Here is a 26,996-nt window from a genome sequence, read left to right as displayed (position 1 = left end):
CACCAAAAACAAAAGAGCCGATTTTCATCGACTCTTCTTTTTCAAACATGCTTATAAATCAAATATTAAATACTGATTACGCACGCTCAAGCAAAACTGCAACTGCTGGTAAGGTTTTGCCCTCTACAAACTCAAGGAATGCACCACCACCTGTTGAGATATAACCAATTTGATCAGCCACTGCATATTTATCAATTGCAGCAAGCGTATCACCACCACCCGCAATCGAGAAACCAGCTGATTCAGCAATTGCCAATGAAAGTGCCTTGGTGCCTTCACCAAATTGATCAACTTCAAATACACCCACTGGACCATTCCAAAGAATCGTTTTTGAAGTTTTTAGGATCTCAGCAAATGCTTTCGCTGTTTCAGGGCCAACATCCAGAATCATGTCAGTGTCAGTCACATCTGCAACGTCTTTCACAACAGCTTGTGCGCTTGCCAATGAACCCAGAAAATCTTCAAAATTGATTTGGCTGGCATCAGCAACCACAACATCAGTTGGCAATGGTACGCTCACTTTTGCAGCGATTTGTTTTGCAGTATCGACCAAATCAGCTTCGTAAAGTGATTTACCGACATTGAATCCAGCAGCAGCCAGGAATGTATTGGCAATACCACCACCCACAATCAATTGATCACAAATGGTAGAAAGTGAATTTAATACATCAAGTTTTGTTGATACTTTAGAACCTGCAACAATTGCTACCATTGGTTTTTCAGGTGTTTGCATTGCTCGACCTAGCGCATCTAATTCAGCGGCTAATAACGGACCAGCAGCAGCAACTTTTGCAAAACGTGCTACACCTTCTGTTGACGCTTCTGCACGATGAGCAGTACCAAATGCATCCATAACAAATACATCACAAAGTGCTGCATATTTTTGTGCAAGCTCTTCTTTATTTTTCTTTTCGCCATGATTGAAACGTACATTTTCAAGTAATACCACTTGACCCGCTTCAACTTCCACACCATCTAAGTAATCAGTAAATAATTTTACTTCTTGTCCTAAAGCTTTTGTTAAATACGCTGCTACAGGTGCAAGAGATTGTTCTGGTTTTGGCTCACCCTCTACAGGACGACCAAGATGAGAAAATACCATTACCGCAGCGCCTTTATCTAATGCAGCTTTGATTGTTGGTAATGCAGCACGTAAACGTGCATCGCTGGTAATTTCCCCATTTTTTACAGGAACGTTTAAGTCTTCACGAATAAGAACACGTTTACCTGCTAAATCAAGGTCAGTCATGCGCTGAAAATTCATGGATGGCTCTCTAAGTGATTTTAAAAACGGCGTAATTTTAAATGATTCTTAAAAATAAAGGTGAGTTTTTTTGCAGAAAAGCTGTCTAAAATTTCACTTTTGATTATCATAATCATCGTTATTAAATCTTTGTATTCTTATGTCTATTCATCCTGATCCAAAAATTAATCGTCTAAATGTTCTTGGTGAACCTTTATCTAGTTGTTGCTTTGACCCGATCACGGGCTATTTTCGTAATGGTTTTTGCCATACGGCGGTTACGGACTTAGGTCAGCACACCATGTGCGCGCAAATGACTTCAGATTTCTTAAATTTCTCACAAAAAGTTGGCAATGATTTAATTACGCCTTTACCTGAAGTAGGTTTCCCTGGATTAAAACCAGGTGATTTTTGGTGTATTTGCGTCACACGTTGGGTTGAAGCCTACGAAGCAGGTCATGCCCCACCAATTAAATTGAATGCTTGCCATAATGCTGTTTTGCATTATGTGCCACTGAATATTCTCGTTGAATATGCAGTCTAATGAATCAGTTTGAATTGATTTTGGCATCGAGCAGCCAAACCCGTAAAGACTTGATGGATCGTTTACGATTGAACTATCGCTGTATTTCACCTGATATTGATGAATCTGCAATGGGCGAATTACATGCCGATGATTTAGCCAAGCGTCTTGCTTTTCAGAAAGCACGAGTTATTGCTGAACTGAATCCAAATGCGATTATCATTGGTTCTGATCAAGTCGCTTGGCGTGAACACGCGCCGTATGACTTTATTGGTAAACCTTTGAGTGTTGAAAATGCGATTCAGCAGTTACAAGAAAACTCAGGGAAAATCGTGTTTTTTAGCACCGCTCTCAGTGTTCAGCATTTGCGATCAGGGTTTGAAAGAACTCTGGTTGAGCATTATCAAGTGAAATTTCGCCAACTGACGCTCGCTGAAATTGAGCGTTATATCGAGATTGATCAACCTTTACATTGCGCAGGTAGTTTTAAGTGTGAAAGCTTAGGGATTAGCTTATTTGAGAAAATGGTGGGTAATGATCAAACTACGTTGATGGGCTTACCGATGATTCAATTGTGTAAGATCTTACGTCAATTTGGGATAAATGTTCCTTGATCTCTATTATTAGCTCTTTGGTTGCCAAATTTAATATTTTTATACTTCTAAAGAAAAAACCAACTTTACGCTTTTAAGAGTCCGTTCACGGTGCAATTTTCTCTTATTTGATTATACTATCGTAACAAAATATTTATTTTATAAATTAAACACTTAAAACTAAAAATATGATTGACCACTTCATATTTCGATTGCTATAACTTACTCACTTTCTCCTCATCAGGACTCACCGTGACTGATCTCTATTATGAAATGCAGGCTTTAACATGGCGAGCAAAACCACCCATTCAACAAGATGCAATCTTGATTGGAAATAAAGTAATTCAGCATGATGGCTTGATCAGCAAATGCTATCTTTATCAAAAAGATGATGATTGGTGTGCTGCTGTTTCAGATGGTGTCAGCAGTAGTCCGAAAGCGGAACAGGCATCAAAATGCGTTTTAAACAGTGTTTTACAACAAACCCAAACTCAGCAACGGATTCATTTAAAACAAGTTCAAGATGATTTAAGCCAGTATTTAGCAGGCAACTCAAAGACTTATGCTTCTAGTGCCACTTTGGCAGTCGTTACACCCTCTAGCCCATTTGGATTTGTCAATATTCAGCATTTAGGTGATAGTCGAGTCTACTTATTTAGCAGCCATAATCAATACTGGTATGCCCTGACCCAAGACCATAATTTCATTACAGAAATGCAGCAAAATGGTGAAGCAGAAATTAAAGAAAGTGAACAATATGCCAGTTTCTATTACATGCTGAATCATTGTTTTTGTGCAGATTCCTTACATGAAGTTCCCGAATTTTCTCCCAAAGAAGAATATTTGGTTGAGGGAGATGCTCTCTTGATTTGTAGCGATGGTGTACATGATGTGTTGGAATGCAATCACTGGAAGCCTTTAATGCCTGAAACTCCATTAAAAACATGGTTATTAGAGATGAAAACTACCCTCCATCAAAACCATGCTTTTGATAATGTCAGTATGATTTTGATTCGTCTCACACAGGAAAATCAATATGCAAAATAATGAGGATTTATTACAACAGGCAATTTTATTTGTTCAAGAAGTCGAACACATTTCTGTTTCAAGCTTACAAAGAAAATTTTTAATCGGTTATCAACAGGCGAATAAGTTACTCGAGTGTTTGATTGAAGATAAAATTTGTGCAGTAGATTTTACACCTCATTATGGTCATTTAGTTTACAAGCAAGGAGTTTCTGATGCCAAGAATACTTAAAAATATAGATCAAATTGCGCTTGAGAAACAACGTGATGTTTTATATTTGCTTTTTCATAAGAACTATAACGACATTTTCCACAATGAAGATCTTTCAGTTAAATTTCACTATGAAACCTGTATTGCTCGTCAACAATTGATTGAATGGTTAGAAAAACATGAAATTGATTTTTCCGAATGTTTTGGCTGGTCATCTCGAAGTGGAATTATGTCAATGCCTTATCTGGGTGAGATTTACCTTGATGTACCCTTTGATGAAGCTAACCCAAAATATCAACTGTTATATAACCACCTAGAAAATTCTGATGGCAGTATGAAAATAGAAGGCGTTACTTGGTATTACTGCCCATTGAGTGAGGCTTTAGAAAATCATGCCCAGAACTTAAATGATGATTAATAAGTAAAGGAAATTAAATGAATCTCAATATATCTAAACTACTTAATCAAGTTTCCTATGAATTAAAAGCGCTTGAACTAGCACGACAAAAATATGAAAAACAGCTTGCCCCAAATTTTTCAATATTTAATTATATTTATACAGATGAAATGATGCTAAGTAGAATCATTGCTGATTTATTAAACCCAAGTGGTGATCATGCACAGGGGCATCTATTTCTATCCCTATTTCTTCATCAATTGGATTTGGCTTTGTTGCATAAATATTTTGCAAGATGCTGATTTTTAAGGGTTTTCCTAAAATTTTAATAAAAATAAATATAATAAAATCATAGTGTTAGCTATTTGTGCAACAAAGCCATTGGATTTACCTGATGATTGGAGAAATATTAATTTAGATCATGCAGACATCACTGTACAAACAGAGAAGACGATCAGAAATGGTCGAAGAATGGATATTTATATCCATATTAAAATCGCTCAGCAAAGCTATGGTATCTGTATTGAAAATAAACCATTTGCTGCGGATGGTGATCAACAATTACAAGATTATGCTAATGAAATGAGCTTTCTTTTTCCTCAAAATTGGCATCTTGTCTATTTATCTGGGTATGGTAATGAACCAGCAGAACATAGTGTCAAACCTGAAATCTTAAAATCATGGTTAGACCAGAAAAATTTCAGCCATATTACTTTCCCTGACTTAATACATTGGTTAAAGCAGTCTTTAACGGAATGTCAAAATGACAAAGTGATTTATTATATAAAAGAGTTTAAACATTATATTGAAAAGGAATTTTTATCAATGAATGATATTTCAGAACAAAATCATCTTTTAAACATAATCTTACAAGATCCTCAGCATATTCAAGCTACATTTGAGTTATTAGGAGTCAAAGATCAATTACAAGACTCTTTGATTCATAAACTTGAACAACAACTACAGAGTGCTGCCCATCAGAAAGGCTGGTATATTACTGACCGTATTTCTCGTGATCACTGGGCTGGATTAAATATTTTTTACACACAAAAACATAAGCTATGTTTTAGAATAGAATTTAATTATTATAACTATCGAGGATTTTTTATAGGAATCGCTAAACGAGAGGGAAATCTAGCTGCCCCTGAACTATTCCATCAAATTCATTCAGCCATATCAGAACTCTTCCCCCATGAAAAAGTTAAACAAAGTGAATGGTGGGCGGCATATATTGATCAAAAAGATATATGGGATTGGCAGACACATACCCATGTTTGGTCAATGATTGAATCAGGCGAATTATGTCAACGTATCACGCAATATGCAGAACTTATTTACCAAGCACTGAATCAGAAAAATTTATTAGATGAATTCAATCTTAGTTAAAAAATTTCCCCCATTCACCGTTTTATTGAATGGGGGAATTTTGTTAAAACCAGCCTTTTCTACCCGTCAATATTTCATCAGCACAACGCAAGGTTTCCTGACTCAAGCCCCATAAACGATAATCGCCTGTTGCAGAAGTGGTACTAAAATTATGCGTATAAGCGAAACTGAGTTCACGGTCAGGATCACACCATGCACCTGAACCATTAAAACCCATATGGCCAAAGCCATGTGGTGAACGCTTACCCATCGTTAAAATACGGTGATAACCCAAACGCCAATGCATTGGAATTGGCATCACCCGATCACGTGCTTTGCTTTGTACTGTACTCAGTTGCTTAAATACTTCTGGACGAATCAATTGTTGACCATTCCACTGCCCTTGATTAGCAAGCATGGCATAAACTTTAGCCAGACTATCTGCGGTAAAGACACCATTTGCCGCTGGAATGACGGCTTGTAAACCAGCATCGCTATAAAAGCTAAAATTACGCATGCCTTTTGGAATCATGGCATCCTGAAAATCTTGAGGACTTTGCCCAGAAAGTTCTAGTAATTTTTCTGATAATGATACTTTACGTGGTTGATCAGTTTTTTTAACTTGTGGCTTTGGTGCAGATGATTTTTTAGGTTTTTCCAGCAAACGAGCAACCCGATCCAGCTCAGAAGCAGGCACGCCAAAATATGCGCCATCCAACCCAAGTGGTTGCACCAAATAACGTTGCATTAACCAACTTAAAGGCTGTTTCGCCGCTTTTTCAATGACCCCACCTACGAGCCAACCATAAGTCAGCGGTTGATAAGCCAAACTTTGTCCTGCTGCAAAACGTGGTGTAGCAGCCGCCATTAGCTCTAACATATGCGACCAATCCAACATTTCTGTTGCTGTATCAATCACATTGCGGATATCAAATAAACCACTTTGATGCGATAAAACATGACGTAATGTAATATTGGCTTTACCATTTTGGGAAAACTCAGGCCAATAATATGCAATAGGCTGATCATAATCCAGTAAGCCTTCACTTACTAAAATATGTGCAAGCGTTGCTAAAATTCCTTTGCCTGTCGAATAACACATTGCCAAAGTATCAGATTGCCAATCTTGTTCTTGAGATTTTTTACCAGTAAAAATATCAACAACTTTCTGACCTTGGAAATATACCACCAATGCAGCGCCACCTTGATGGCTTCTCGCATCTTGCAAACGACTGAATTGGGTTGCTAAGTCAATAAAACGATGATCAACCTTGCCATGATAATTATGCGTATCGGCAAATAAAATCTCTTTAATCAATGCACATATCCTTATGATATTTATATTTTTTAGAACAACCCTCTTGCGAACAAAAGGGCTGACTCAACAATACTATTCAGTATTAAAGTGCTTTCACTGTTCCCGCAACATGTGGCTTTTTAGATTTAACGTTACGAATCAAGAAGTCAGTTTGTTTTGATTCGGCAGCTGTTAAAAACTCAACAGTTGATGGTAAATACATCGGCAATTTAAACCAAACATCTGCTTCATAAGCAGCGGGTAACTCAATACTCGCCAAAGCTTTTGCCTTACTCCACATGCCATGAGCAATCGCTTGTTTAAAACCAAATGCTTTAGCTGTGACTGCATGAATATGAATCAAGTTAAAATCACCTGAAATCAATGCATAGCGGCGACCAGTATTCTCAGAAATATTCCATTCAGCTTTTGGTTGATATGCAGGCTCTTTAGATTCTTTCGATTTTTCAGAAGCTTTTTTCTCAGTTTTTTGACGTGATAAATAAGTCGTTAAACTTTCCATCACCACTTCACCACCCACTTTGGCAGTTGTAATGAAATCGAATTGTAAGCCTTTATCATGTGGCTGAAGTTCGCCAAATTTACATGACAACGTAATTTGCTCATTCACACCGATTTTACGAGTTTGCTTGATTTGGTTACGAATATGCACCAATCCTAAAATCGCAAATGGAAATGCTTCACTTGTCATCATGTGCATTTGCAGACTTTGCGACAGTACTGCTAGATAAATTGCTGGTACAAAACCATCATTTTTAAAACCACAAATTTCGTTATAGCTTTCTAAATGTTTTGAATCAATGTTAAGCGTATCTACCACATATTCCACTTGTGGTAATGCTTTTTCGCCTTTTGGCTTTTTAAAAATTAAACCTTGAATAACTTTTGGATAAGCTAAGTAAGGCTTTGGCAATTGACTAAAATGGCGTGTATTCATAATGAACCTTTCTACATTTTTATAAAAAAGGGATGCACAAGCACCCCTCTTCAAAACTTTTAACGCTTAAGCGCCCAACAAGCTTTGACCGCATACGCGAACAACGTTGCCTGTCACACCTGTTGAACCGGTAGAAGCATACCAAGCAATTGCTTCAGCAACATCTACAGGTAAACCACCTTGGTTCATTGAGTTCATACGGCGACCTGCTTCACGAATCGCAAATGGAATCGCAGCAGTCATTTGAGTTTCAATGAAGCCTGGTGCAACCGCGTTGATCGTAATACCATTCTTCAATATTGGTGCAGTAAATTTAACCAAACCAATTACGCCTGCTTTAGACACTGCATAGTTGGTTTGACCCAAGTTACCCGCGATACCGCTGATTGATGATACACAAACGATACGACCATTTGCATTTAAACCATCATTAGAAAGTAAGTAATCGTTAACACGTTCAATTGCAGACAAGTTAATGTTGATGACTAGATCCCAAAGCTCTGGCTTCATGTTTGCCAAAGTTTTGTCACGAGTAATACCTGCATTGTGAACGATGACATCCAAACCGCCTTGTTTAGCCGCAGCAGTTTTAATTTTCTCGCCAGCGTCAGCAGCAGTAATATCGATTGCCAATACTGAACCACCAATTGAACCCGCAACACGCTCAAGATCAGCTTGTTGTTGAGGAACATCTAAGCAAATCACATGTGCGCCATCACGTGCCAATACTTGTGCAATTGCTTCACCAATACCACGGCTTGCACCCGTTACGAGTGCAGTTTTACCCGCAAGTGGCTTAGCCCAATCTAATTTCACTATTTCTGCTTTAGAAATACGGATCACTTGACCAGATACATAAGCAGAGCGTGGTGAAATTAAGAAACGTAAAGTAGATTCCAAGTTTGCTTCAGCACCTTGATCTACATAAACCACTTGAGCAGTGATACCCTTTTTGAATTCTTTACCAACAGACTTCACAAAACCTTCAAGCGCACGTTGAGCAATGGCTTGTTTTACAGTTTTCGCTGTTTCAGGCGTTGTACCAATCACAATCACACGGCCAGAAGTTGAGATTTGACGCGCGATTGGATTAAAGAAGTTGTACAACTCTTTTAATTGTTCTGAATTTTGGATACCAGAAGCGTCAAATACAACTGCTTTAAATTTAGACTCTTTATCATCTGCATTCAAAGGACGAAGGTTTAAACCTACTTTTGCAGCAGTTTGCTGTAATTCAACGTTATTGCCTACGTAGCTATCTGCATGGATATTACTAAGAACCTGTGCAATAGAAGCGGAAATAGTGCTTGAAGGTGCTGCGCCAAGCAATACGGCACCATTTACAACAGGTTGGCCACTTTCAAAACGATCTAAGCTAACTGGTGATGGTAAACCTAAATTTTTTACAACAAATTTACCCAAAGGTGATTGTGTAAATGCTTGGTATTGATCGGTCATGATTATTATCTCTCATACAAATGAATTTTTTACAAACATCTAAACCATGTCAGCAAAATAACATGAAACCAATGTTTGATTGACTCGCAATAAATCATACTTGACTTCATGTCTGGATGTCTTGACCTGAATGTGGTCTAAATCGTCATTCTAGTCAATACAGCAGTATTGGAAATATGCTATGGTTATAGCAAGAATATCGCAATTATGCTTGGAAAAGCCTTATGAGCAAAACAACTCAAGAAAATCCAGCAGTCGAGAATTCTGCTCAAGAGACTGTGTCAAATACATCAAAAGCAACTTCTGCTCCAAGTAAAAGTGCTGACGCAACTCCTAAAGCAGCAAGTACGGCAACTAAAACGACTCGTCCTCGTTCTACCAGTCGTAGTACAAAAAGCACTGCTTCTTCTACATCTACAAAAGTAGCACCAGCTAAAACAACCAAACCTTCTGTTCAACAGGATAAAAGCATGAGCCAAAACACTGTTCGCCGTGTTGCCATTATTGGCGGTAACCGTATTCCTTTCGCACGTTCAAACGGCGCATATTTCACTGCTTCAAACATGGATATGTTCACCGCGGCATTAAACGGCTTAGTTGAGCGTTTTAACCTACAAGGTCAACGTTTAGGTGAAGTGGTTGCAGGTGCGGTATTAAAACACAGCCGTGACTTCAACATGACACGTGAGTGTGTTTTAAACACTCAACTTGCACCAGAAACGCCAGCTTATGACATTCAGCAAGCGTGTGGTACTGGTTTACAGGCAGCTTTCCTTGTGGCGAACAAAATCGCTCTAGGTCAAATCGAAGTAGGTATCGCTGGTGGTGTTGATACTACATCTGACGCTCCGATCGCTTTAGGTGATGGTTTACGTAAAGCATTGCTTGAGTTGAACATTGCTAAAACAGGTAAAGACCGCTTAAAAGCATTGAAAAAAATCAACCTGAAAGACTTGATGGACGCACCTAAAAACGGTGAACCACGCACTGGTTTATCTATGGGTGATCACCAAGCAATTACTGCCCTTGAATGGGGTATCGCTCGTGAAGATCAAGATGCCTTAGCCGCTTCTTCTCACCAAAAAATGGCAAAAGCATACGAAGAAGGTTTCTTCGATGACTTAATCACGCCATTCTTAGGTTTAAGCCGCGACAACAACTTACGTGCTGACTCAACTGCTGAGAAATTAGCAAAATTAAAACCAGTATTTGGCAAAGGCGAAGCTGCAACAATGACAGCGGGTAACTCTACTCCACTTACTGACGGTGCTTCATGCGTACTTTTAGCTTCTGAAGAGTGGGCTAAAGCAAATGGCCATGAAGTTCTTGCTTACTTGACGTTCACTGAAACTGCTGCAGTTGATTTTGTTGGCAAGAAAGAAGGCTTATTGATGGCTCCTGCTTATGCAGTTCCACGTATGCTTGAGCGTGCTGGTCTTAAACTTCAAGATTTCGACTATTACGAAATCCACGAAGCGTTTGCATCACAAGTACTTTCTACTTTGAAAGCTTGGGAAGATGAGAAATTCTGTAAAGAGCGTTTAGGCTTAGATGCACCTTTAGGTTCAATTGATCGTAGCAAATTAAACGTTAAAGGTTCTTCTTTAGCTGCGGGTCACCCATTCGCTGCAACTGGTGGTCGCATCATCGCCACTGCTGCGAAAATCTTAAACCAAAAAGGTTCAGGTCGTATCTTAGTTTCGATCTGTGCTGCTGGCGGTCAAGGTGTAACAGCAATTATTGAAAAATAATTGCCACCCTAATCAATAAGGGGCTAGGTCTTTGGATTTAGTCCCTTTTTCCTTTGTACACGACAAAAATAGATAACTCATTCAAATAATGTCATAATAATTGTCTTCTAACGACAAATACTATGACACATCTCAACGAGTTATATCTTATCTTAAATAAATCTCTAAAATGGAACAAGTCACATTTAAAGTGCTTTGCGCTCATCATGCTTGTGATCATTTTAAAGCAAACATGCAATCTTTCTTCTGCATCTAAAGCCTTCCCCATCCAGCGCTTACCACAATCATTTTATCGACGTATGCAGCGCTTCTTTGCAGGTCAGTATTTTGATTATAGTCAAATATCTCAGTTGATTTTCAATTGACCGTGGAGGTGAGATGGCAGAACATAAAATACTCGAAGAAGATTTAGGCATAGATGTATATTTCTGTGACCCACATTCACCATGGCAAAAAGGCACATGCGAAAATATGAATGGTTTAATTAGGCAATATTTACCTAAAGGGATTGATTTAAATCAGGCAGATCAGCATTATTTAAATCAAGTTGCCATGTCACTGAATACTCGTCCTAGAAAAGCGTTAGATTGGCTTACACCATTAGAGAAATTTTCTCAGCTTGTTGATTATCATAAGGCTTTTAAAACTGTCGCACCTCATGTTTGAATTCGCCATCCTATATAATTCAAAATACTACAAAAATATTATGCAGTAAAAAAACTATTATGTAACAATATTGGAAGTTTGTTAATTTCTTTAGTGCCTCATGTCGTTCATTATTGGTATTGATCCTGGTTCACGTTTAACAGGTTATGGAATTATCGAAAAAGATGGTAACAAATTGCGTTTTGTTGATGCAGGAACCATTCGTACCGAAACACAAGCAATGCCTGAGCGTTTAAAACGCATTTTTGCGGGTGTTGAGCGGATTGTTAAGTTTCACGGTCCAACTGAAGCTGCGGTCGAACAAGTATTTATGGCACAAAACCCTGACTCCGCCTTAAAACTTGGTCAAGCACGTGGCGCTGCGATTGCAGCATTGGTGAATTTGGATTTAAATGTAGCGGAATATACAGCACGTCAAATCAAGCAGTCAGTAGTGGGCTATGGGGCTGCTGAAAAAGAACAAGTGCAAATGATGGTAATGAAATTACTCAATCTTAGCATTCAACCACAAGCAGACGCCGCCGATGCGCTTGCTGCCGCCATTTGTCATGCTCATGCTTCAGGAAATATGAGCAAAATGGCAGTATTGAATGCTTTAGGTGGAATGGCGCGAGGAAGAAGTCGTTCGAGCAGTAGACGACGTTAGAATGCTAGAAAAATGCTATTAATTACCCCAATTTCAACTTTTTAAGTGATTGAAATAAAAGAGGTGGACCAGAAAATTTGAATAACACCTATAAGTGATATATTGCTCCCCAAATGATGTTATAAGTTGACAAAAACAACTAATCATGCGAAAAAAGTTTTTTTAGTTAACAGATGTTCACACATGCCTCGAATTGTTTCTGTACCACTTAGTTTAGAACAGCGAGAACGACTCATTTTTCTGGCCAAGCATGCAAAAGATTGGCGTGAAAGACAGCGCGCCCAAACTATTCTCTGGCTTTCTGAAGGTAAAAGTGTTGCGGAAGTTGCCACTCTACAAGAACGTATCCCAGAAACCATAAGGCTACAACGCCGACGTTGGGAATTGTATGAGTTTGAATCGATTAAAGAAGGTCATCGCTCAGGTCGGCCCAATACATTGATCTCAGACTATCAGGCGAAAATCCTAGATTGGGTCAATACAAGTCCACTCAATGCAGAACAAATCCGAGTCAAACTACATGAAGAATACGAAGTGTCCGTGTCTGTTGAAACCATTCGTAAGTTTTTACGTGATTCAGGTAGGGTCTTCAAGCGTACCCGTCATAGCTTGAAAAAAAAGAGATCCGATTGCATTTGAACAAGCAACACAGCAGATTAAAGAATTACGAGAGCAAGCGGCACGTGGTGAAATTATATTAGGTTATGTTGATGAAACAGGGTTTTCATCTAAACCTGATAACCGCTATGCGTGGACAAAGATAGGTGATGTTCCTGCGGTTGATGTAATAAGATTAAAACGAGTTAATGTCATGGGGTGTTTGCTTTCAACGGGGAAACTGGTGACAAGTTGTTTACAAGAGTCAGTGACAAGCACTTGGTTTTATGCCTATTTAACTGGAATAGCTCAACAAGTAAAACAGACGTATAACCTTCCATTGGTTCTTATTGTTGATAATGCCTCGATTCATAGAAGTAAAAAGATGGCTGATTACAGAGAGCTACTTAAAACTAAATTTTCGACGAATCTGTATTTTATTCGACAAAGTGCAACTGAATTTAGATAGAACCAATTGGAAATGGGGAAAACGAAATATTAATATCCTGATGCTCGCGATCGTTTATCGTGGAATAGCAATACCTATCGTTTGGACATTGCTTAATAAACGTGGAAATTCAGATACGAAAGAGCGTATTACCTTGATTCAACGCTTTATATCCATTTTTGGTAAAGACCGTATTGTGAATGTGTTCGCAGACAGAGAGTTTATCGGTGAGCAGTGGTTTATATGGTTAATTGAATAAGACATCAACTTCTGCATTCGTGTTAAAAAAACTTCATTGTCACCAATCATTTAGGAAAGAATCATAAAATTAGTGATTTATTTCGCCATCTTCAGGTTGGTCAAATTGAATGTCGTAAACGACGGATTTTGGTTGGTCGGGTGAAACTATATATAAGTGCACTACAGTTAGAAAATGGAGAGCTTTTACTCGTCGTTTCTCCTCAGTTTAATGGTAATGCTATTCAGGATTATGCATTACGCTAGGAAATTGAAACCTTATTCAATTGTTTCAAAGGACGCGGGTTTAATCTTGAAAATACGCGCTTGACAGACCCTAGACGAGTGAAAAAATTGATTGCGGTGTTAGCTATAAGCTTCTGTTGGTGTTACTTAACGGGTGAATGGCAACATGATCAAAAAAAAGCGATAAAAATAAAGAAGCATGAACGACTGTTAATGAGTTTATTTCGCTATGGTTTAGACTATGTTCAAATGGCGATTCAGCGTTTAATTGGTTTTGGGAAAAAAGCAGAGTTTAAGGAAATTTTGGCAATTTTAAGAAAGCACAAGCCTGATAGGATAAGGGTTCTGTACAATTTGTCGTGTACAGAGATCAAATTTATATTATTAAAATATTTGCACTAATTTTACTCCCCCCCAATTTCAGGGCTAGACAATTTTAGGAAATTATAGTCAAACTACTTTATTATTCATACAGGATTCGAAAAAAACTCGAAATAACTCATCGACTGAGTTGTATTGGTTTTATAATGATTTGACTATATACGTTTCTTCCATTCAACAATGGTATTTTTATTAATTTCAAATTGTGCAGCTACCGCTCGAATAGAATAACCTTCCTCAAGCTTAGCTAAAATTTTACGTCTAAAATGTTCTGAATAACTCATTGCACCATTGTATTGGTTTTATAATGATTTGACTATATGACTAAACTACACTCATGTATAAAAATTGTTTTAATCTGTACGGGGTAATGGAAAATGAAACGCTTATCTTTAAGCTTAGCCACAGTCGCACTTTTATCTGTATCTTTAACAACACAAGCAGGTTTTTTAGATAATGCCTTAAAAATTGCTCAAGCAGTGCAAAGTGGTGATACAGGTGCGGCATTAAATCAGGCTGCCAATATGGCAACAGCACAAAAACAACAAGCTGCACCAGCAACAGCCTATGTTGATACAACACCTTATTCAGTTGCGCAATTGGGTGCGATGGACTGCGCTGCACTTGCAGTATCTTCAGCCACAGCACAACGTGAAATCAAGAGCTTGCAAACTCAAGCTGAACAGTTTGACAATTTACAAACTCAGGCACAACAAGAAGCAGCAAGTAGAGGTAATGCAAAAGCACTCGGTGGTTTATTATCCATTGCTGGAAATATTATGGCGCAAAAAGGCAGCAGTTCTGCAAGCACATTAAGTACGCTGGGCAATAACCTTTCAACAACTCAATCAGAAGCTCAACTACAAACCATGAATTCTGATGCATTGCTCAAAGCTTACAAAAAACACGAAGCTGATTTAGAAAATATAAAAATCTATCAAAAGAGCAAAAGCTGCAAAATCTAATCAATACCCAATCAAAAAACATCCAGCTTAGAGCTGGATGTTTTTTATGCATGATAAAGACCAAGCATTCTCTATTTATCCGTCTCAAACAACGCTGCAACGAAAGACTTAGCCGAGAAAGGACGTAAGTCATCAATCTTCTCACCCACACCAATATAACGAATTGGCACATGAGTACGGCTTGCAATATTGAATAGCACACCACCTTTGGCTGTACCATCCAGCTTGGTAATGGTAATACCAGTTAAACCCACTGCTTCGTCAAAGAGTTGAACCTGATTAATGGCATTTTGACCTGTACCCGCATCTACAATCAGCATGATCTCATGGGGTGCAGTTGCGTCAATCTTCTGCATAACACGTTTAACTTTTTTCAGCTCTTCCATGAGGTTGGCCTTATTTTGTAAACGCCCTGCGGTGTCGGCAATCAGTACATCAATGCCTTTGGCACGCGCACTTTCAAATGCATCAAAAATTACTGAAGCACTGTCAGCACCATGTCCTTGAGCCACTACAGGAATGTCATTACGATCACCCCAGATCTGTAATTGCTCAGTCGCTGCTGCACGGAACGTATCACCTGCGGCGAGCATGACTTTCTTGCCCTCACCCTGCAAACGTTTGGCAAGCTTACCAATAGTCGTGGTTTTACCCACACCGTTGACACCCACCATCAAAATCACATAAGGCGATTTATTCGGGTCAATATGTAGGGGCTTTACGCGTGGCGCAAGTAAGGCAACCAGTTCTTCCTGTAGTGCTTTATACAATGCATGTGAATAAATCAGGTCACCACGTGCGGTTCTTTCCGTCAAATTGGCAATAATGGTTTTGGTCGCATCAACACCAATGTCTGCAACCAGTAACTGCTCTTCGACCTCTTCCAGCAGTTCATCATCAATTTCTTTACCGCCGATCAGGATATTGACCATACCATCGGTAAAGCTACGACGGGTTTTGGTCAGGCCATCTTTCATGCGGCCAAAGAAACCAGCAGATTTTGTATCATCCTGCTCAACGACTGGCTTTGATGATTGTTCTACAGGAGTAGGTACAGAGGTTTCAACTGTGGTTTTTACAACTGGTTCAATAATGGGAACATCGACAGCAGGTAAACTCGGCAATGTGACATCATCATCACCGATGTCAGCATCTATCAAGAATTTATTTTGCATATTCGATTGCTGTTGCATGTCGATTCCTTGAGAATAAAGCAGCTTTTTAAAAAGATTGACAGTCTAGCACAAATTGTTTTCTTTTTCCCGACTGGGCCAAATCATTCATTTATAAATGAAAAATGAGTCGATTAAAACTTACTCATCCTCTTGTTTCATTGCTGGATATTGTTTAATACGGTTTGATTCAAATTGATAGGCATTCAAAAGCTTTAGGTAGTCTACGCGGCGAATACTGGAATGTCTTAAAACAGCTATCGCCATATGCTGTGTTCTGGGATGGCTGGCTTGTTGTGAAAAATAAATCACCTGTTGATATTGCATTATATTGACAGGGCGTTGTAAGGCATTATAAGCAACGATAAAAATTGAAAAAAGTATTATCGCGACCAGAATATTACAAAATTGATCGACTTTTGTCCCAAACCGAGACTTTAAAACCTGATGTTTAGAAAATAAAGACAACATAACTTACCTCAAAGCTATGAAGTAGTGTATGTGTCTGGTTCATTAAGGACAAGCCTAACGTTCAATAAGTCACAATGAAACAACTTATTGAACGTCCAGAAACTTTATCAATAATTAACCAAGGTACGGACAAAAGCGAAATATAAAATAAAAGCGATGATCACCAAGGTAATAAAAATTGCAAACATCCCTACACCACTCTCTGCATCGGCTGGGTGCAATTCATCATCATCGGCAATATTTTTTAGCTCGCCGTCATAAATCTTATAAAAGCGGTCCTTTTGTTCAGGGCTTAAATGGCTGGCAAAATCGTAGACACGCTTGCGCTGGGCCAAGCAATAATCACCGAGATGAATTTCCTGATGGAAAATGGCTTCATCTAGTAATTTACGATGATGATGAGCCAAAGTGATAATCTGGCTGTCTAATGGTGGAACATCAATGCTTACACCATCAATTACATTTGACATATTGTTCTCCTTTTCTCTTATTCTCACTTTGATTTTACTTAAAATTATTTGCGACAAATGTTTAATCGTGTAAGCTTTTATTTACGAAATGACACGCAATATATTTGACAATTCAATCAATTTTGTCATAATAATTTAACAATCCAAAGTTAAAGTAGCTTAAATTCAAAGTAGATTTTCTTTGAATAGAATTTGCGGTAATCATAATTAAAATAAGGAGTTATTATATGATTCAACACTTTACACACCATGAACTAGAGCATGTATATGCTAATGCGGTAAATACAATTCAATCACAAAAAAACTTTCTAGATGCAGTGAAAGAGCTTGAAGAAGTAGCGAAAGCAGGTCACGGCAAAGCGGCATTATTTTTGGCAGAGTTGTATTATCAAGGCTTCCGAGTCGAACGTGACTCATTGAAAGCACAGTATTGGCAGAAGATGGCAACCCTACAAGCATAAAGAAACGTCCTTGCGCTACATCAAAGCTTTAATCGCTTTGATCTGCTCAGGTGGCGTTTTTTAATGCCTGCGCAAAATCCGTTCCTATCTTTTTATCCTATATCACCGTTCTTCACTGCACATTCCATTTATCTTACACAGGTCAAAGTGTTAATCGCATCAAAGTATCAATCACTTTATTTTGCATTTTCTTAATACATACAATATTTGCTTACGATTTAGATGAATTGTTTAAACATAAATGACATCTAAATTTCTTATAATAAAACATAAGTTTAAATAAGATCAGTTTAATAATATGTATCGGTTTAACCACTTTCAACCAGTATCACGTGAGTTGATGATTAAGATTTCAATTCTAAAAACAATAATGTATTGCGGTGTTCTTTGGGGTTTATATCATCAAGGCTGGGCAATCAAATCTGATCAGGATGGTCATGTCTTTCCTTTCTGGCTGAACGGTGTTCAGGCACATCGTTATGCCAAGGCGCATTGGAAAAATTACACACCACGAAAAATTACACCAAAAGATTTTCATGAATCTTTATTGCCAACCCTAACCCGTCTACAAGTTGAGCCTGCTTTATTTAACTCGTCACATCGCAAATTCAAGCTTTCAACACAGCAAATGCAGCATTTCTTTTTTATGCAGCATCAATCTGTAGCGACTGCCTAAAGTTTCCATTGTTACAGTGATGACTTTTTAAACATTCATGAGAAAAAGTTATCATTGTGGCTCAATTAGCACTTTGCAATTAAAACAAATACCGTTAAGTTAAATGAAAATGACAATACAACACAGGTGGATAAACAATGACAATCGTTGCTCAAGTCATCAAGAATAAAGCAGTACAATCAATTTTTACAATCTCACCAAATGCGACTGTACTTGAAGCAATTAAAATTATGGCAGACAAAGGTGTGGGGGCACTGGTGGTTGCAGAAGATGAAAAAGTGGTTGGAATTTTCTCTGAACGTGACTATACCCGTAAGATTGCCTTGATGGAACGTACATCAGAAAGCACTCTAGTCTCGGACATTATGACATCCAAGGTCATTTCAGTCAGCCTAAACCATACGGTAGAGGAATGTCTACAGCTCATGACTGATCGCCATTTACGTCATTTACCTGTACTGGATCAAGAAAAGCTGGTGGGTTTTATCTCAATTGGTGACTTGGTTAAAGCAGCAATGGAAGATCAACGCATTCTGATTGAACAACTTCAACAATATATCTCTGGTTAATTATTTAGCCATAAAAAACAGGGCAATTCACTGCCCTGTTTTTTTATTTTTAACAACCTAGAAATATGCTTTTAGAAAGTTCTGGATTGCAGGAACAAGACGTTGCAACAACTCATCTGCCTGAGCTTGAGTCATGTTGAGTGGCGGTAACAAACGAACCACGGAACCAGCCGTGACATTGATAATCAATTTATATTGATCACGGGCAATCGCAACCAGTTCAGCACAGTCTTTTGGTAGTTGAATACCAATCATCATACCAAAACCACGCACCTGTACATTGTAACCAGCCAATTGCGCTTTGAGTTGATCCACGATATAGGCACCGACAGTAGCAGCATTTGCAACCGCATTTTCTTTTTCAAGTGTATCCAGTACTGTATATACCACTCGCGAGCCCAACACTGTGCCACCATAGGTTGAACCGTGGCTGCCTGCACCCAGTAAACCGACCGCTTTACCCTGGGTCATCACCGCCCCAATTGGGAAACCATTGCCCAAACCTTTGGCTGTAGTCATCACATCAGGAACAATACTAGTATGTTGATAGGCAAAGTATTTACCTGTACGCCCATTTCCAGTCTGGATTTCATCCAGCATCATCAACCAGTTATGCTGGTTACATAAAGCACGGACTTCTTCCAGATAGCTAAAGCCTTGTGGTGCAGTATTGACTCCACCCTCACCCTGAATGGGTTCAATCAGGATTGCAACAATATCAGGATGATGGATTGCCGCTTCCTGAATCGCTTCCACATCCCCAAATGGCACACGGATAAAGCCCTGAACTAACGGCGCAAAGCCCTCCTGAACCTTTTTATTGCCTGTCGCAGACAAGGTTGCCAAGGTACGACCATGGAAAGACTGTTCAGCAACCAAAATTTTTGGATTGACAATCCCTTGTTGCGCACCAAATTTACGGGCAATTTTAATTGCGCCTTCATTTGACTCGGCACCGCTATTGGAGAAAAAGATCTCTTCCATTCCAGAAACTTCAGCCAATTTCTGGGCAGCGGCGGTTTGCCAAGGAATTTCAAATAAGTTACTGGTATGAATCAAGGTTGCGGCCTGTTCAGCAATCGCTTCCGCTATCACAGGATGAGCATGACCCAATCCACATACGGCAATCCCAGTCAAGGCATCTAAATATTCTGTCCCATCCGCCGTATATAGATACGCCCCTCGTCCTCGTACAAAGCTGATCGCCTGGCGACCATAAGTTGCCATAAGGTGTGTTGGTTGATCAGGCTGTACAGGAGCAAGAGTGATATTAGTCATAACAAACTCAATCTATCATTAGTTGTAGTGTAAAAAAGTTATATAAGCAAAAACTTGCGTAGATTGAAAGCATAAACTCACATTTATATAAGAAAAATCTTTAACAATAGCTCGTAAACTGTTTTTCAGTATATAATTTGGCAAGATTAGTTGAGGATCTATCTATGACGGAACAAGCGCGTGATACAGTAGCGTTAATTCGTGATCAAATTGCGAAACACCCTGTTTTACTTTACATGAAAGGCACTCCCCAATTCCCGCAATGTGGTTTTTCTGCGCGTGCAGTAGAAGCACTTAGCCAAATTGGTCGTCCATTTGCCTATGTAAATATCTTGGAAAATCAAGATATTCGTGCAACTTTACCTCAAATTGCCAACTGGCCTACTTTCCCACAGTTATGGATCAATGGCGAGCTCATTGGCGGTAGCGACATCATGCTTGAAATGTTCCAGAATGGTGAGTTAAAGCCATTGGTTGAACAGTATAGCCCTGCTCCTGAAGCATAAGCTAAAAAACGAAAGCCAATCAAATGATTGGCTTTTTTATTTGCCTAAACTTACTGTTCACTAAAACCAACATAGCGGAACATTCCCTCCACACCCAAATCTGCCTTATAGATTTTCATTTCAGGATAGTTTGCCTGCGTCACAGTCATAAAAACATTCATGTTTGGATCTTCATGAATTTCATCAACCGATTGTGGCAAAACTGCCTCAAAACGGTCTGCAATAAATTCAAAACCCAAATCCATCGCCATAAACAAAGTATGTTCACAAGGCTGAATATATTGTTCCTGCTTCCAGTCCAAAACAGCATGCTGGCAATATGGACATAAAATATTCTGGGTAGCATCGACAATATTGATGAGTTGATATGACATAATAATAAAGCATAAAGAATTTCAGTCAGTTTAAAAGAATATGACACGCTAATCTATCTTGAATAGTAGGATTTAGCTAATGGCAACCCTTGAACAAGCCATTGCATTCGCAGCAAAACAACACGCAGGCCAAGTTGATAAAGCCAATGCACCCTATATTTTACATCCATTGAGAGTCATGCTAAATGTACCCAATATTGAACATAAGATTATTGCTGTGCTACATGATGTCTTAGAAGATACTGAGACAAGCATCGAAGATTTACAGGCGTTGGGATTCCAACCACACATTATCGAGGCAATCGTTGCACTGACCAAACAAAAGGTGAGTCACGAATACAAGCCGCTCAACGGACCGTACAAAACCCTTTGGCGCGTGTTGTGAAATTGGCAGATATCAATGACAATATGGACTTGTCTCGGATTTCATCGCCAACAAGCAAAGACTTTGAGCGATTAAACGAATATCAACAGGTGCGGAATATTTTATTAAGCCAAAATGTTTAATAATCACGTTTTTACCAATTAACCTGAATGACAAAAAGCTGGAGTTTATAGCGTAATGCTGACGGATTTAGATGATTTTTATTGCTTTGCGCTTGTGGTTGAACATGGTGGTTTTAGTGCGGCTGAAAGAGCAACTGATATTCCTAAATCCAAATTAAGTCGCAGAGTTTATAACCTTGAAGAGCAACTAGGTGTCCGTCTTATCCAGCGCAGTTCACGCCATTTTGCTGTGACAGACATTGGCATGGATGTCTATCGCCATGCACAGGTAATGATGAATGCAGCGCAAGCTGCCCATGATGTGGTAAATCATTTAAGCAGTCAGCCACGTGGTGTTATCAAGGTCAGTGTACCTGTGGATATTGCCCAGAATCAAATGGCAAAAATATTGCCCGCTTTTCTAAAAACATATCCAGAAGTCCGTGTGCAGATGATGGTGAGTAACCGCCGTGTGGATGTCATTAATGAGGGCATTGATTTGGCGTTGCGTGTGCGTTCCAAACTGGACGATGACCCGAATCTGGTTTTAAGACAATTTGCAGCCATTGAACAACGTCTTTTTGCCAGCCAGGCCTATTTAAATGAATTCGGGCATTTAACCACACCTGAACAACTGTCTGAACATCGTATTATCAGCATGGCTGAAGAGCATCTTGACCAGCATTTTCTACTGTCAGGTCCAGATCATCAGCAACAGAAGAAAATCAAGGTCAATCCTGTGATTATGGGTTCGAACTTGTTGATGCTGGCAGAATTAGCCAGTCAGAATTGTGGAATTGCCCTATTGCCTGATAGCATCGCTCAGGATTTCATTAAATCTGGTCAATTGGTGAAAGTATTACCAGAATGGACTGCGCCACATGGAATCTTCCATGCAGTTTATCCATCACGTCGGGGCTTGCTGCCAGCGGTTCGTGTATTCATCGACTATCTGGTTGAACAACTTACCCTATGTTCCACGATAAAAAGACCCGATTAAGATCAGGCCTTTGCTGCATTTATGAAATAGCAGGATAATGCCCTGTTCCCTCTGGCCAAGGGGTGAGCAGTTCAAAACCATCCTCTGTCACGGCAACCATATGTTCCCATTGTGCTGAAAGAGATTTGTCCTGTGTCATCACTGTCCAGCCATCACTCAACTCTTTCACCTGCGCCTTACCTGCATTTACCATCGGCTCAATGGTAAAGACCATGCCTTTTTTCAATACCATGCCCTGACCTTTCTGGCCATAATGCAGGATATTGGGTTGTTCGTGGTAAACACGTCCAATACCATGCCCACAATATTCACGGACAATACTATAACCCTGAGCTTGAGCAACAGATTGAATTGCATAGCCAATATCGCCTAATGTTGCTCCAGGTCTGACCGTACGAATACCTGCCAACATTGCATCATAAGTCGTTTCAACTAATTTCTTAGCTTCAGGGCTTGGTTCACCTACAAAGTACATCCGACTGGTATCGCCAAAATAACCATCTTTAATCACAGCCACATCAATGTTGAGAATGTCACCCTCCTGCAAAATCTTTTTGGCAGAGGGGATGGCATGGCATACTTCTTCATTGACAGAAATACAGGTTGTTTTGGTAAAACCGTGATAACCCACATTGGCAGGAATAACCTGCAAAGTGTTTACGATGTAATCATTACATATATCATCTAAATATTCAGTTGAAACACCTGGCTTTATATAGGCACCAATCATTTCTAGAACTTGTGCTGCCAAACGCCCTGAGATACGCAATTTTTCAATATCCTGTTCCGTTTTAATGGTCACAGTAGAAGCTCTCATTCGAGATATTCCTTATGTAAAAATCAAATTAATTTCGTAATGCAGAGCCATTTTTATACTGCATTCAATATTTCAGTAGTTTTACGCCTTAGCTCTCAAATCTTCAATCTTTTTACGACTGAAAGACACTTTTTATTTTACATTTAATTTCGATCAACATCATAGGAAAAAAGTATAACAAACGATATTTTTTACTTTTAAAATCTTTTCAAACAATTAAGTTTACCAAAGCTAATCCTATGATTTTAATCATTTCTTTTTAGACAAAAATAAACCGTTTTTCACATAAAATTGGTTTCAAATGACAGCATTTTTATTCTAAAATCCGCACTTTTATTTTATACCTCCCTTTATGAACCAACTTCGTACAGGAGATATTATTGCCTTGGGGTTTATGACCTTTGCACTGTTTATTGGTGCAGGCAATATTATTTTCCCCCCTATTGTTGCCCAGCAGGCTGGTGAACACGTATGGCTCGCTGCATTTGGTTTCTTAATCACCGCAGTTGGTCTACCTGTAATGACCATCATGGCCTTGTCACGTATGCAGGGCTCAATTGAGGTCATCAGTTCCCCTCTTGGTCGTTTTGCCAGCTTATTACTGACCATAGTCTGTTACCTATCGGTAGGCCCGTTATTTGCGACACCACGTACTGCCACCGTTTCTTATGAAATTGGTTTTGCACCATATTTTGGTACATCCAGCAGTAGCCTACTGATCTACAGTGTAATTTATTTTGCTTTTGCCGCAGCAGTTTCTCTTTATCCAAATAAACTGCTTGATACAGTCGGACACGTACTGGCACCATTAAAAATTGTTGCACTTGCAATACTGGGCATCGCAGCTTTTGCCATTCCGACAGGTTATATTTCTCCACCGATTAACCATTATGTCAACAGTCCAGTTTCCGAAGGCTTTGTCAGTGGTTACTTGACCATGGACACCTTAGGGGCGCTGGTATTTAGTATTGTGATTATTCAGGCCATTCAGTCCCGTGGAGTAACTGATTCCAAGCTGATAACCAAATATGCAATTATCGCAAGCCTAATTGCAGGTTTAGGCTTAACCCTTGTTTACATTAGTTTGTTTAAATTGGGTTTAGGCAGCCATGAAGTCGCGGCAAATGCAGATAATGGTGCAGTCATTCTGCATGCCTATGTGCAGCATGCCTTTGGTGACCTAGGTTCATTGTTCCTGGCTGGCTTGATTTTTCTGGCATGTATGGTCACTGCGATTGGCTTAACCTGCGCATGTGCTGAATATTTTAATGAATTAACTGGTTTACCCTATAAATTACTGGTTTTTATCCTGATTGGGTTTTCACTGTTAATTTCCAACTTGGGTTTAACCAAACTAATTGCGTTTTCCGTTCCTTTATTAAGTGCAATTTATCCGCCAGCAATCGTGGTGATCATGCTCAGCTTTTTCTGGAAACACTGGAACAAGCCATCGCTGATTGTAGGTTCAGTGACCGCCATCGCTTTCCTTTTCGGTATTGTAGAGGCAATTAAAGCGGCTGGTTTTACAGAACAGTTACCACAATTTATTGATCACTTGCCATTAAGTGAACAAAACCTTGCCTGGTTACTTCCATCATGTGCCGTTCTTATGATTGCAATTGCAATTGACCGATTATCAGGTGGCAAGAATTAAAATGATTTGTCGTTAAAACGATGTTTTACCCAAACATAATTTTAGCTATACAAAGAATGCTCCTTTACCCAATGTGCATTTTCTGTTTACGACAAATCTTTATTTTTTAAAATGGATTAATTCTACAGAAAAATAGCAATATCATTCATTATGTTAGAACCCTAAATATTTCAAAATGTAAAAAAACACCCTATCATTTTACTGAAAAATACTATAGATTCACATTTAAAATACTTAAAAGTTATAAAAATCAATGTATTTAATGAATTAATCTAAAAAATATTGCAGTTACCTATTGAAATACTCAAAAATTAGCAGTACAACTGAAAGAATAATTCTGACCAAAACACTTAAGTTTTGTCATCGCCACAAGGAGGGATGGAGATGTTATCATTACATTTCAACAAGCAAGTCTTCATTAACACTCTGAAGACCACTGATTCGAGCATCTATGCAATCACAACGCTGGCCTTAATGGCAACGTTGTTATTCCAAGGCACTATTATGGGTAACTTAAAACCTGAATATTTCGCCTATGCAATGGTCGTCTCTATGGCTTTCTGTACGTGGGGGATTATTGATCGAAAGTGTCGACAGGTAAATATTGATCGACAAAAGAATTCTTTAGAGAAAATGGATGATTAATCATCCATTTTTTATATCAGTTTAAAAATTTTGCAATTGTTCCACATAATAAAATCGCTGTAGCACCCAGCTCAACAATAATTAAACTTAACATCATTAACGTCATGCACCAGGCTGGAATGGCCCGCTGCCCTAATTGATGGGGCTGCTTAAACTGATTGGTGGTGTCTTTCAACAATCCATGAATGATATAGGTCAGAATGGACATCGCAAAGAAGAATAGGTTTGCAATCACACAAGCTAAAGTCCACATATCAGACAAAACTGTAAAATAACTCAATACAGCCAGAATTAAGCTTGCTGCGGCATAAAGCAGACTGCTTCGATGAGCAATATCTACATAGTAATGTGCCCGTGCAAGCTCCGTTTTTCTAATTTGATAATATTTCCATACTCCTGTTAGCATCCCCACCCAAAGAAAAATTCCACTAAATATAATCGACAGTTCAGTCGCTTGAGTTAAAACAAACATCCGCTATCCTGTAAATAAGCTTCCTATTAGGGTTTTATATTACATAATAATTGACTTTTAAGTCATTTTTCAAACGAGTTTCTTTTTAGAACTTGTGTAAAGTAGAAATATGCAAATACAAGAGTAGCTCGCTCATGAATAGCCCTGAATCATTTTGGATCAGTTGTAAAGATGGTTATCAACTTGCAGCTCAATTTTATCCTGCACAAAATGATAAACAGCAATATCCCATTCTCATTTGTCCTGCGACAGGGATTACTAAAACCTTTTACCACCCTTTTGCAGAGTGGTTGAGTCAGCAAGGCTATGATGTCCTAAGTTTTGATTTTCGTGGTATTGGTCAATCTCTACATGGAGCACTTAAAGATTCAACAGCCAGTATCAATGATTGGGGACTACTTGATGTTCCAGCGGCAGTTGATGCTTTGCTGAATCGAACCCAGGCAGAAAAAGTCATTATTATTGGGCATAGTGCTGGTGGTCAGCTTCTTGGCGTTAATCCCAATTACAGTAAAGTTGTCAAAGTTCTGGCAATTGCTGGCTCAACAGGCCACGTAAAAGGCTTAAAAGGTAAAACCAAGCTGCTCGCCCCTATCATGTTTAATGTTATTTTTCCTATTTCCAGCTTTTTCAAAGGCTATGGTGCAACCCAGTTTATCGGTATGGGGGAAAACTTGCCAAAAAATGTGGCAAGGCAATGGGCAGAATTCTGTAGCAAACCTGGCTATGTGATGAATGCGATTGGGAAAAGCATTTTTGATGACTGATGTGGGTCTAGGATTTTAGACCACGTCTATAAGTGATAATCTACTCCCCAATAAGCATGGGAAATGCTTGTTTTTGGAGTCAACCATGACACGAAGAAAACGTCGTAATCATTCAGCAGAGTTTAAAGTTAAAGTTGCTCTCGCAGCAATTAAAGGCGACCACACACTCG

29 protein-coding genes and 7 pseudogenes are annotated in these 26,996 nt (G+C 38.9%); 24 read left to right on the top strand and 12 right to left on the bottom strand.

Annotated features, from left to right (window positions below):
• Window positions 1-76: 76 nt before the first annotated feature.
• Window positions 77-1,264 carry a phosphoglycerate kinase gene (locus tag F973_RS02995; protein WP_004759933.1) on the bottom strand — a complete coding sequence of 396 codons (1,188 nt, stop codon included), beginning with the start codon at window positions 1,262-1,264 and terminating at the stop codon, window positions 77-79.
• Window positions 1,265-1,403: 139 nt separating this feature from the next.
• Between F973_RS02995 and F973_RS02990 the strand changes: the two genes are divergently transcribed.
• From F973_RS02990 to F973_RS02960, 7 genes are all read left to right on the top strand, one after another.
• Complete coding sequence (locus F973_RS02990) at window positions 1,404-1,787, top strand: DUF2237 family protein (protein ID WP_004680899.1); 384 nt, start codon at window positions 1,404-1,406, stop codon at window positions 1,785-1,787.
• Window positions 1,787-2,380 (top strand): Maf family protein, encoded by a 594-nt coding sequence (locus tag F973_RS02985; protein ID WP_004759932.1) that lies wholly within the window; start codon window positions 1,787-1,789, stop codon window positions 2,378-2,380. The genes F973_RS02990 and F973_RS02985 overlap by 1 nt, the downstream gene beginning before the upstream one ends.
• A gap of 231 nt (window positions 2,381-2,611) precedes the next feature.
• Window positions 2,612-3,406: a PP2C family protein-serine/threonine phosphatase gene (locus F973_RS02980; RefSeq protein WP_004759930.1), complete on the top strand. Its 795-nt coding sequence runs from the start codon at window positions 2,612-2,614 to the stop codon at window positions 3,404-3,406.
• Complete coding sequence (locus F973_RS02975) at window positions 3,396-3,617, top strand: DNA translocase FtsK (RefSeq protein WP_004759929.1); 222 nt, start codon at window positions 3,396-3,398, stop codon at window positions 3,615-3,617. The genes F973_RS02980 and F973_RS02975 overlap by 11 nt, the downstream gene beginning before the upstream one ends.
• Window positions 3,601-4,014, top strand: coding sequence for a formyl transferase (locus F973_RS02970; protein ID WP_004759927.1), 414 nt, complete (start codon window positions 3,601-3,603; stop codon window positions 4,012-4,014). Before F973_RS02975 ends, F973_RS02970 begins: the two co-directional genes overlap by 17 nt.
• 17 nt (window positions 4,015-4,031) lie before the next feature.
• Window positions 4,032-4,295 carry a PDDEXK-like family protein gene (locus F973_RS15545; RefSeq protein ID WP_004759926.1) on the top strand — a complete coding sequence of 88 codons (264 nt, stop codon included), beginning with the start codon at window positions 4,032-4,034 and terminating at the stop codon, window positions 4,293-4,295.
• Between the two features lie 52 nt (window positions 4,296-4,347).
• A complete protein-coding gene (locus tag F973_RS02960; RefSeq protein WP_004759924.1) occupies window positions 4,348-5,379 on the top strand; it encodes a PD-(D/E)XK nuclease family protein in 1,032 nt (343 codons plus the stop codon).
• Between the two features lie 43 nt (window positions 5,380-5,422).
• On the opposite strand, the gene F973_RS02955 is transcribed toward F973_RS02960, so the two are convergent.
• From F973_RS02955 to F973_RS02945, 3 genes are all read right to left on the bottom strand, one after another.
• Window positions 5,423-6,676 (bottom strand): serine hydrolase domain-containing protein, encoded by a 1,254-nt coding sequence (locus F973_RS02955; RefSeq protein ID WP_004759923.1) that lies wholly within the window; start codon window positions 6,674-6,676, stop codon window positions 5,423-5,425.
• Between the two features lie 82 nt (window positions 6,677-6,758).
• Window positions 6,759-7,613: a MaoC family dehydratase gene (locus tag F973_RS02950; RefSeq protein WP_004759920.1), complete on the bottom strand. Its 855-nt coding sequence runs from the start codon at window positions 7,611-7,613 to the stop codon at window positions 6,759-6,761.
• 66 nt (window positions 7,614-7,679) lie between these two features.
• Entirely contained in the window at window positions 7,680-9,071 is a 1,392-nt protein-coding gene (locus F973_RS02945) for a 3-oxoacyl-ACP reductase (protein WP_004759919.1), read from the bottom strand.
• A gap of 224 nt (window positions 9,072-9,295) precedes the next feature.
• On the opposite strand from F973_RS02945, the gene F973_RS02940 reads away from it, so the two are divergent.
• The 7 genes and pseudogenes from F973_RS02940 to F973_RS14400 form a co-directional block, all read left to right on the top strand.
• Window positions 9,296-10,822, top strand: a complete 1,527-nt coding sequence (locus F973_RS02940; protein ID WP_004759918.1) for an acetyl-CoA C-acetyltransferase — start codon at window positions 9,296-9,298, stop codon at window positions 10,820-10,822.
• 122 nt (window positions 10,823-10,944) lie between these two features.
• A pseudogene (locus F973_RS02935) lies at window positions 10,945-11,184 on the top strand (IS4 family transposase); the annotation flags it as partial.
• Between the two features lies 1 nt (window position 11,185).
• A pseudogene (locus tag F973_RS14160) lies at window positions 11,186-11,488 on the top strand (IS30 family transposase); the annotation flags it as partial.
• Between the two features lie 100 nt (window positions 11,489-11,588).
• Window positions 11,589-12,134 carry a crossover junction endodeoxyribonuclease RuvC gene (ruvC, locus tag F973_RS02925; RefSeq protein WP_004677756.1) on the top strand — a complete coding sequence of 182 codons (546 nt, stop codon included), beginning with the start codon at window positions 11,589-11,591 and terminating at the stop codon, window positions 12,132-12,134.
• A 183-nt stretch (window positions 12,135-12,317) separates the two neighbouring features.
• On the top strand, window positions 12,318-12,773 hold the full coding sequence (locus F973_RS02920) for a helix-turn-helix domain-containing protein (protein WP_004759916.1): 456 nt from the start codon (window positions 12,318-12,320) through the stop codon (window positions 12,771-12,773).
• Window positions 12,763-13,173: pseudogene (locus F973_RS14405) on the top strand (transposase); the annotation flags it as partial. The gene F973_RS02920 and the pseudogene F973_RS14405, both read left to right, overlap by 11 nt.
• A pseudogene (locus F973_RS14400) lies at window positions 13,172-14,064 on the top strand (IS4 family transposase); the annotation flags it as partial. The pseudogenes F973_RS14405 and F973_RS14400, both read left to right, overlap by 2 nt.
• A 137-nt stretch (window positions 14,065-14,201) precedes the next feature.
• Here the strand turns inward: F973_RS14400 and F973_RS14395 are convergent.
• Window positions 14,202-14,327 (bottom strand): annotated as a pseudogene (locus F973_RS14395) (transposase); the annotation flags it as partial.
• Window positions 14,328-14,420: 93 nt separating this feature from the next.
• Between F973_RS14395 and F973_RS02905 the strand changes: the two are divergent.
• Window positions 14,421-15,008 carry a hypothetical protein gene (locus F973_RS02905; protein ID WP_004759915.1) on the top strand — a complete coding sequence of 196 codons (588 nt, stop codon included), beginning with the start codon at window positions 14,421-14,423 and terminating at the stop codon, window positions 15,006-15,008.
• A gap of 71 nt (window positions 15,009-15,079) precedes the next feature.
• Here the strand turns inward: F973_RS02905 and ftsY are convergent, their stop codons facing one another.
• The 3 genes from ftsY to F973_RS02890 all read right to left on the bottom strand — a co-directional run bounded on the left by ftsY (window position 15,080) and on the right by F973_RS02890 (window position 17,121).
• On the bottom strand, window positions 15,080-16,201 hold the full coding sequence (gene ftsY, locus F973_RS02900; protein ID WP_004759914.1) for a signal recognition particle-docking protein FtsY: 1,122 nt from the start codon (window positions 16,199-16,201) through the stop codon (window positions 15,080-15,082).
• Window positions 16,202-16,321: 120 nt separating this feature from the next.
• Entirely contained in the window at window positions 16,322-16,651 is a 330-nt protein-coding gene (locus F973_RS02895) for a hypothetical protein (RefSeq protein ID WP_004677764.1), read from the bottom strand.
• Window positions 16,652-16,758: 107 nt separating this feature from the next.
• Complete coding sequence (locus tag F973_RS02890) at window positions 16,759-17,121, bottom strand: hypothetical protein (RefSeq protein ID WP_004759913.1); 363 nt, start codon at window positions 17,119-17,121, stop codon at window positions 16,759-16,761.
• Window positions 17,122-17,348: 227 nt separating this feature from the next.
• Between F973_RS02890 and F973_RS02885 the strand changes: the two genes are divergently transcribed.
• From F973_RS02885 to F973_RS02875, 3 genes are all read left to right on the top strand, one after another.
• The gene (locus F973_RS02885; protein ID WP_004677767.1) at window positions 17,349-17,582 is read left to right on the top strand and encodes an SEL1-like repeat protein; all 234 of its coding nucleotides are present in this window, start codon (window positions 17,349-17,351) and stop codon (window positions 17,580-17,582) included.
• Window positions 17,583-17,880: 298 nt separating this feature from the next.
• On the top strand, window positions 17,881-18,258 hold the full coding sequence (locus tag F973_RS02880) for a DUF2750 domain-containing protein (protein WP_004759911.1): 378 nt from the start codon (window positions 17,881-17,883) through the stop codon (window positions 18,256-18,258).
• 137 nt (window positions 18,259-18,395) lie between these two features.
• Window positions 18,396-18,827, top strand: a complete 432-nt coding sequence (locus tag F973_RS02875; RefSeq protein WP_004677771.1) for a CBS domain-containing protein — start codon at window positions 18,396-18,398, stop codon at window positions 18,825-18,827.
• A gap of 57 nt (window positions 18,828-18,884) precedes the next feature.
• On the opposite strand, the gene F973_RS02870 is transcribed toward F973_RS02875, so the two are convergent.
• The gene (locus tag F973_RS02870) at window positions 18,885-20,105 is read right to left on the bottom strand and encodes an aspartate aminotransferase family protein (protein WP_004759910.1); all 1,221 of its coding nucleotides are present in this window, start codon (window positions 20,103-20,105) and stop codon (window positions 18,885-18,887) included.
• A gap of 164 nt (window positions 20,106-20,269) precedes the next feature.
• Here F973_RS02870 and grxD point away from each other — a divergent pair, with 164 nt between their 5' ends.
• Window positions 20,270-20,611 (top strand): Grx4 family monothiol glutaredoxin, encoded by a 342-nt coding sequence (gene grxD, locus F973_RS02865; RefSeq protein WP_004639270.1) that lies wholly within the window; start codon window positions 20,270-20,272, stop codon window positions 20,609-20,611.
• A 50-nt stretch (window positions 20,612-20,661) separates the two neighbouring features.
• Here grxD and F973_RS02860 read toward each other — a convergent pair whose 3' ends face one another.
• Window positions 20,662-20,985, bottom strand: coding sequence for a hypothetical protein (locus F973_RS02860; protein WP_004759908.1), 324 nt, complete (start codon window positions 20,983-20,985; stop codon window positions 20,662-20,664).
• Window positions 20,986-21,064: 79 nt separating this feature from the next.
• Here F973_RS02860 and F973_RS02855 point away from each other — a divergent pair.
• Window positions 21,065-21,492: pseudogene (locus F973_RS02855) on the top strand (guanosine-3',5'-bis(diphosphate) 3'-pyrophosphohydrolase).
• A 55-nt stretch (window positions 21,493-21,547) separates the two neighbouring features.
• Window positions 21,548-22,471, top strand: a complete 924-nt coding sequence (locus F973_RS02850; RefSeq protein ID WP_004759906.1) for a LysR family transcriptional regulator — start codon at window positions 21,548-21,550, stop codon at window positions 22,469-22,471.
• A 19-nt stretch (window positions 22,472-22,490) separates the two neighbouring features.
• Here the strand turns inward: F973_RS02850 and map are convergent, their stop codons facing one another.
• On the bottom strand, window positions 22,491-23,288 hold the full coding sequence (gene map / locus F973_RS02845; RefSeq protein ID WP_004759904.1) for a type I methionyl aminopeptidase: 798 nt from the start codon (window positions 23,286-23,288) through the stop codon (window positions 22,491-22,493).
• 352 nt (window positions 23,289-23,640) lie between these two features.
• On the opposite strand from map, the gene brnQ reads away from it, so the two are divergent.
• The gene (brnQ, locus tag F973_RS02840) at window positions 23,641-24,942 is read left to right on the top strand and encodes a branched-chain amino acid transport system II carrier protein (protein ID WP_004759902.1); all 1,302 of its coding nucleotides are present in this window, start codon (window positions 23,641-23,643) and stop codon (window positions 24,940-24,942) included.
• A 384-nt stretch (window positions 24,943-25,326) separates the two neighbouring features.
• Window positions 25,327-25,587 carry a hypothetical protein gene (locus F973_RS02835; RefSeq protein ID WP_004680924.1) on the top strand — a complete coding sequence of 87 codons (261 nt, stop codon included), beginning with the start codon at window positions 25,327-25,329 and terminating at the stop codon, window positions 25,585-25,587.
• A gap of 16 nt (window positions 25,588-25,603) precedes the next feature.
• Here F973_RS02835 and F973_RS02830 read toward each other — a convergent pair whose 3' ends face one another.
• Window positions 25,604-26,059: a hypothetical protein gene (locus tag F973_RS02830; RefSeq protein ID WP_004759900.1), complete on the bottom strand. Its 456-nt coding sequence runs from the start codon at window positions 26,057-26,059 to the stop codon at window positions 25,604-25,606.
• 134 nt (window positions 26,060-26,193) lie between these two features.
• Here F973_RS02830 and F973_RS02825 point away from each other — a divergent pair.
• Window positions 26,194-26,823, top strand: a pseudogene (locus F973_RS02825) (alpha/beta fold hydrolase); the annotation flags it as partial.
• Window positions 26,824-26,996: the final 173 nt, after the last annotated feature.

Origin of the sequence: Acinetobacter sp. CIP 102129 (assembly GCF_000368305.1) — a bacterium.
GTDB lineage: Bacteria > Pseudomonadota > Gammaproteobacteria > Pseudomonadales > Moraxellaceae > Acinetobacter > Acinetobacter parvus.
Note: the sequence above shows the minus strand (reverse complement) of the source record. Positions and strands in the feature narration are given on the sequence as shown.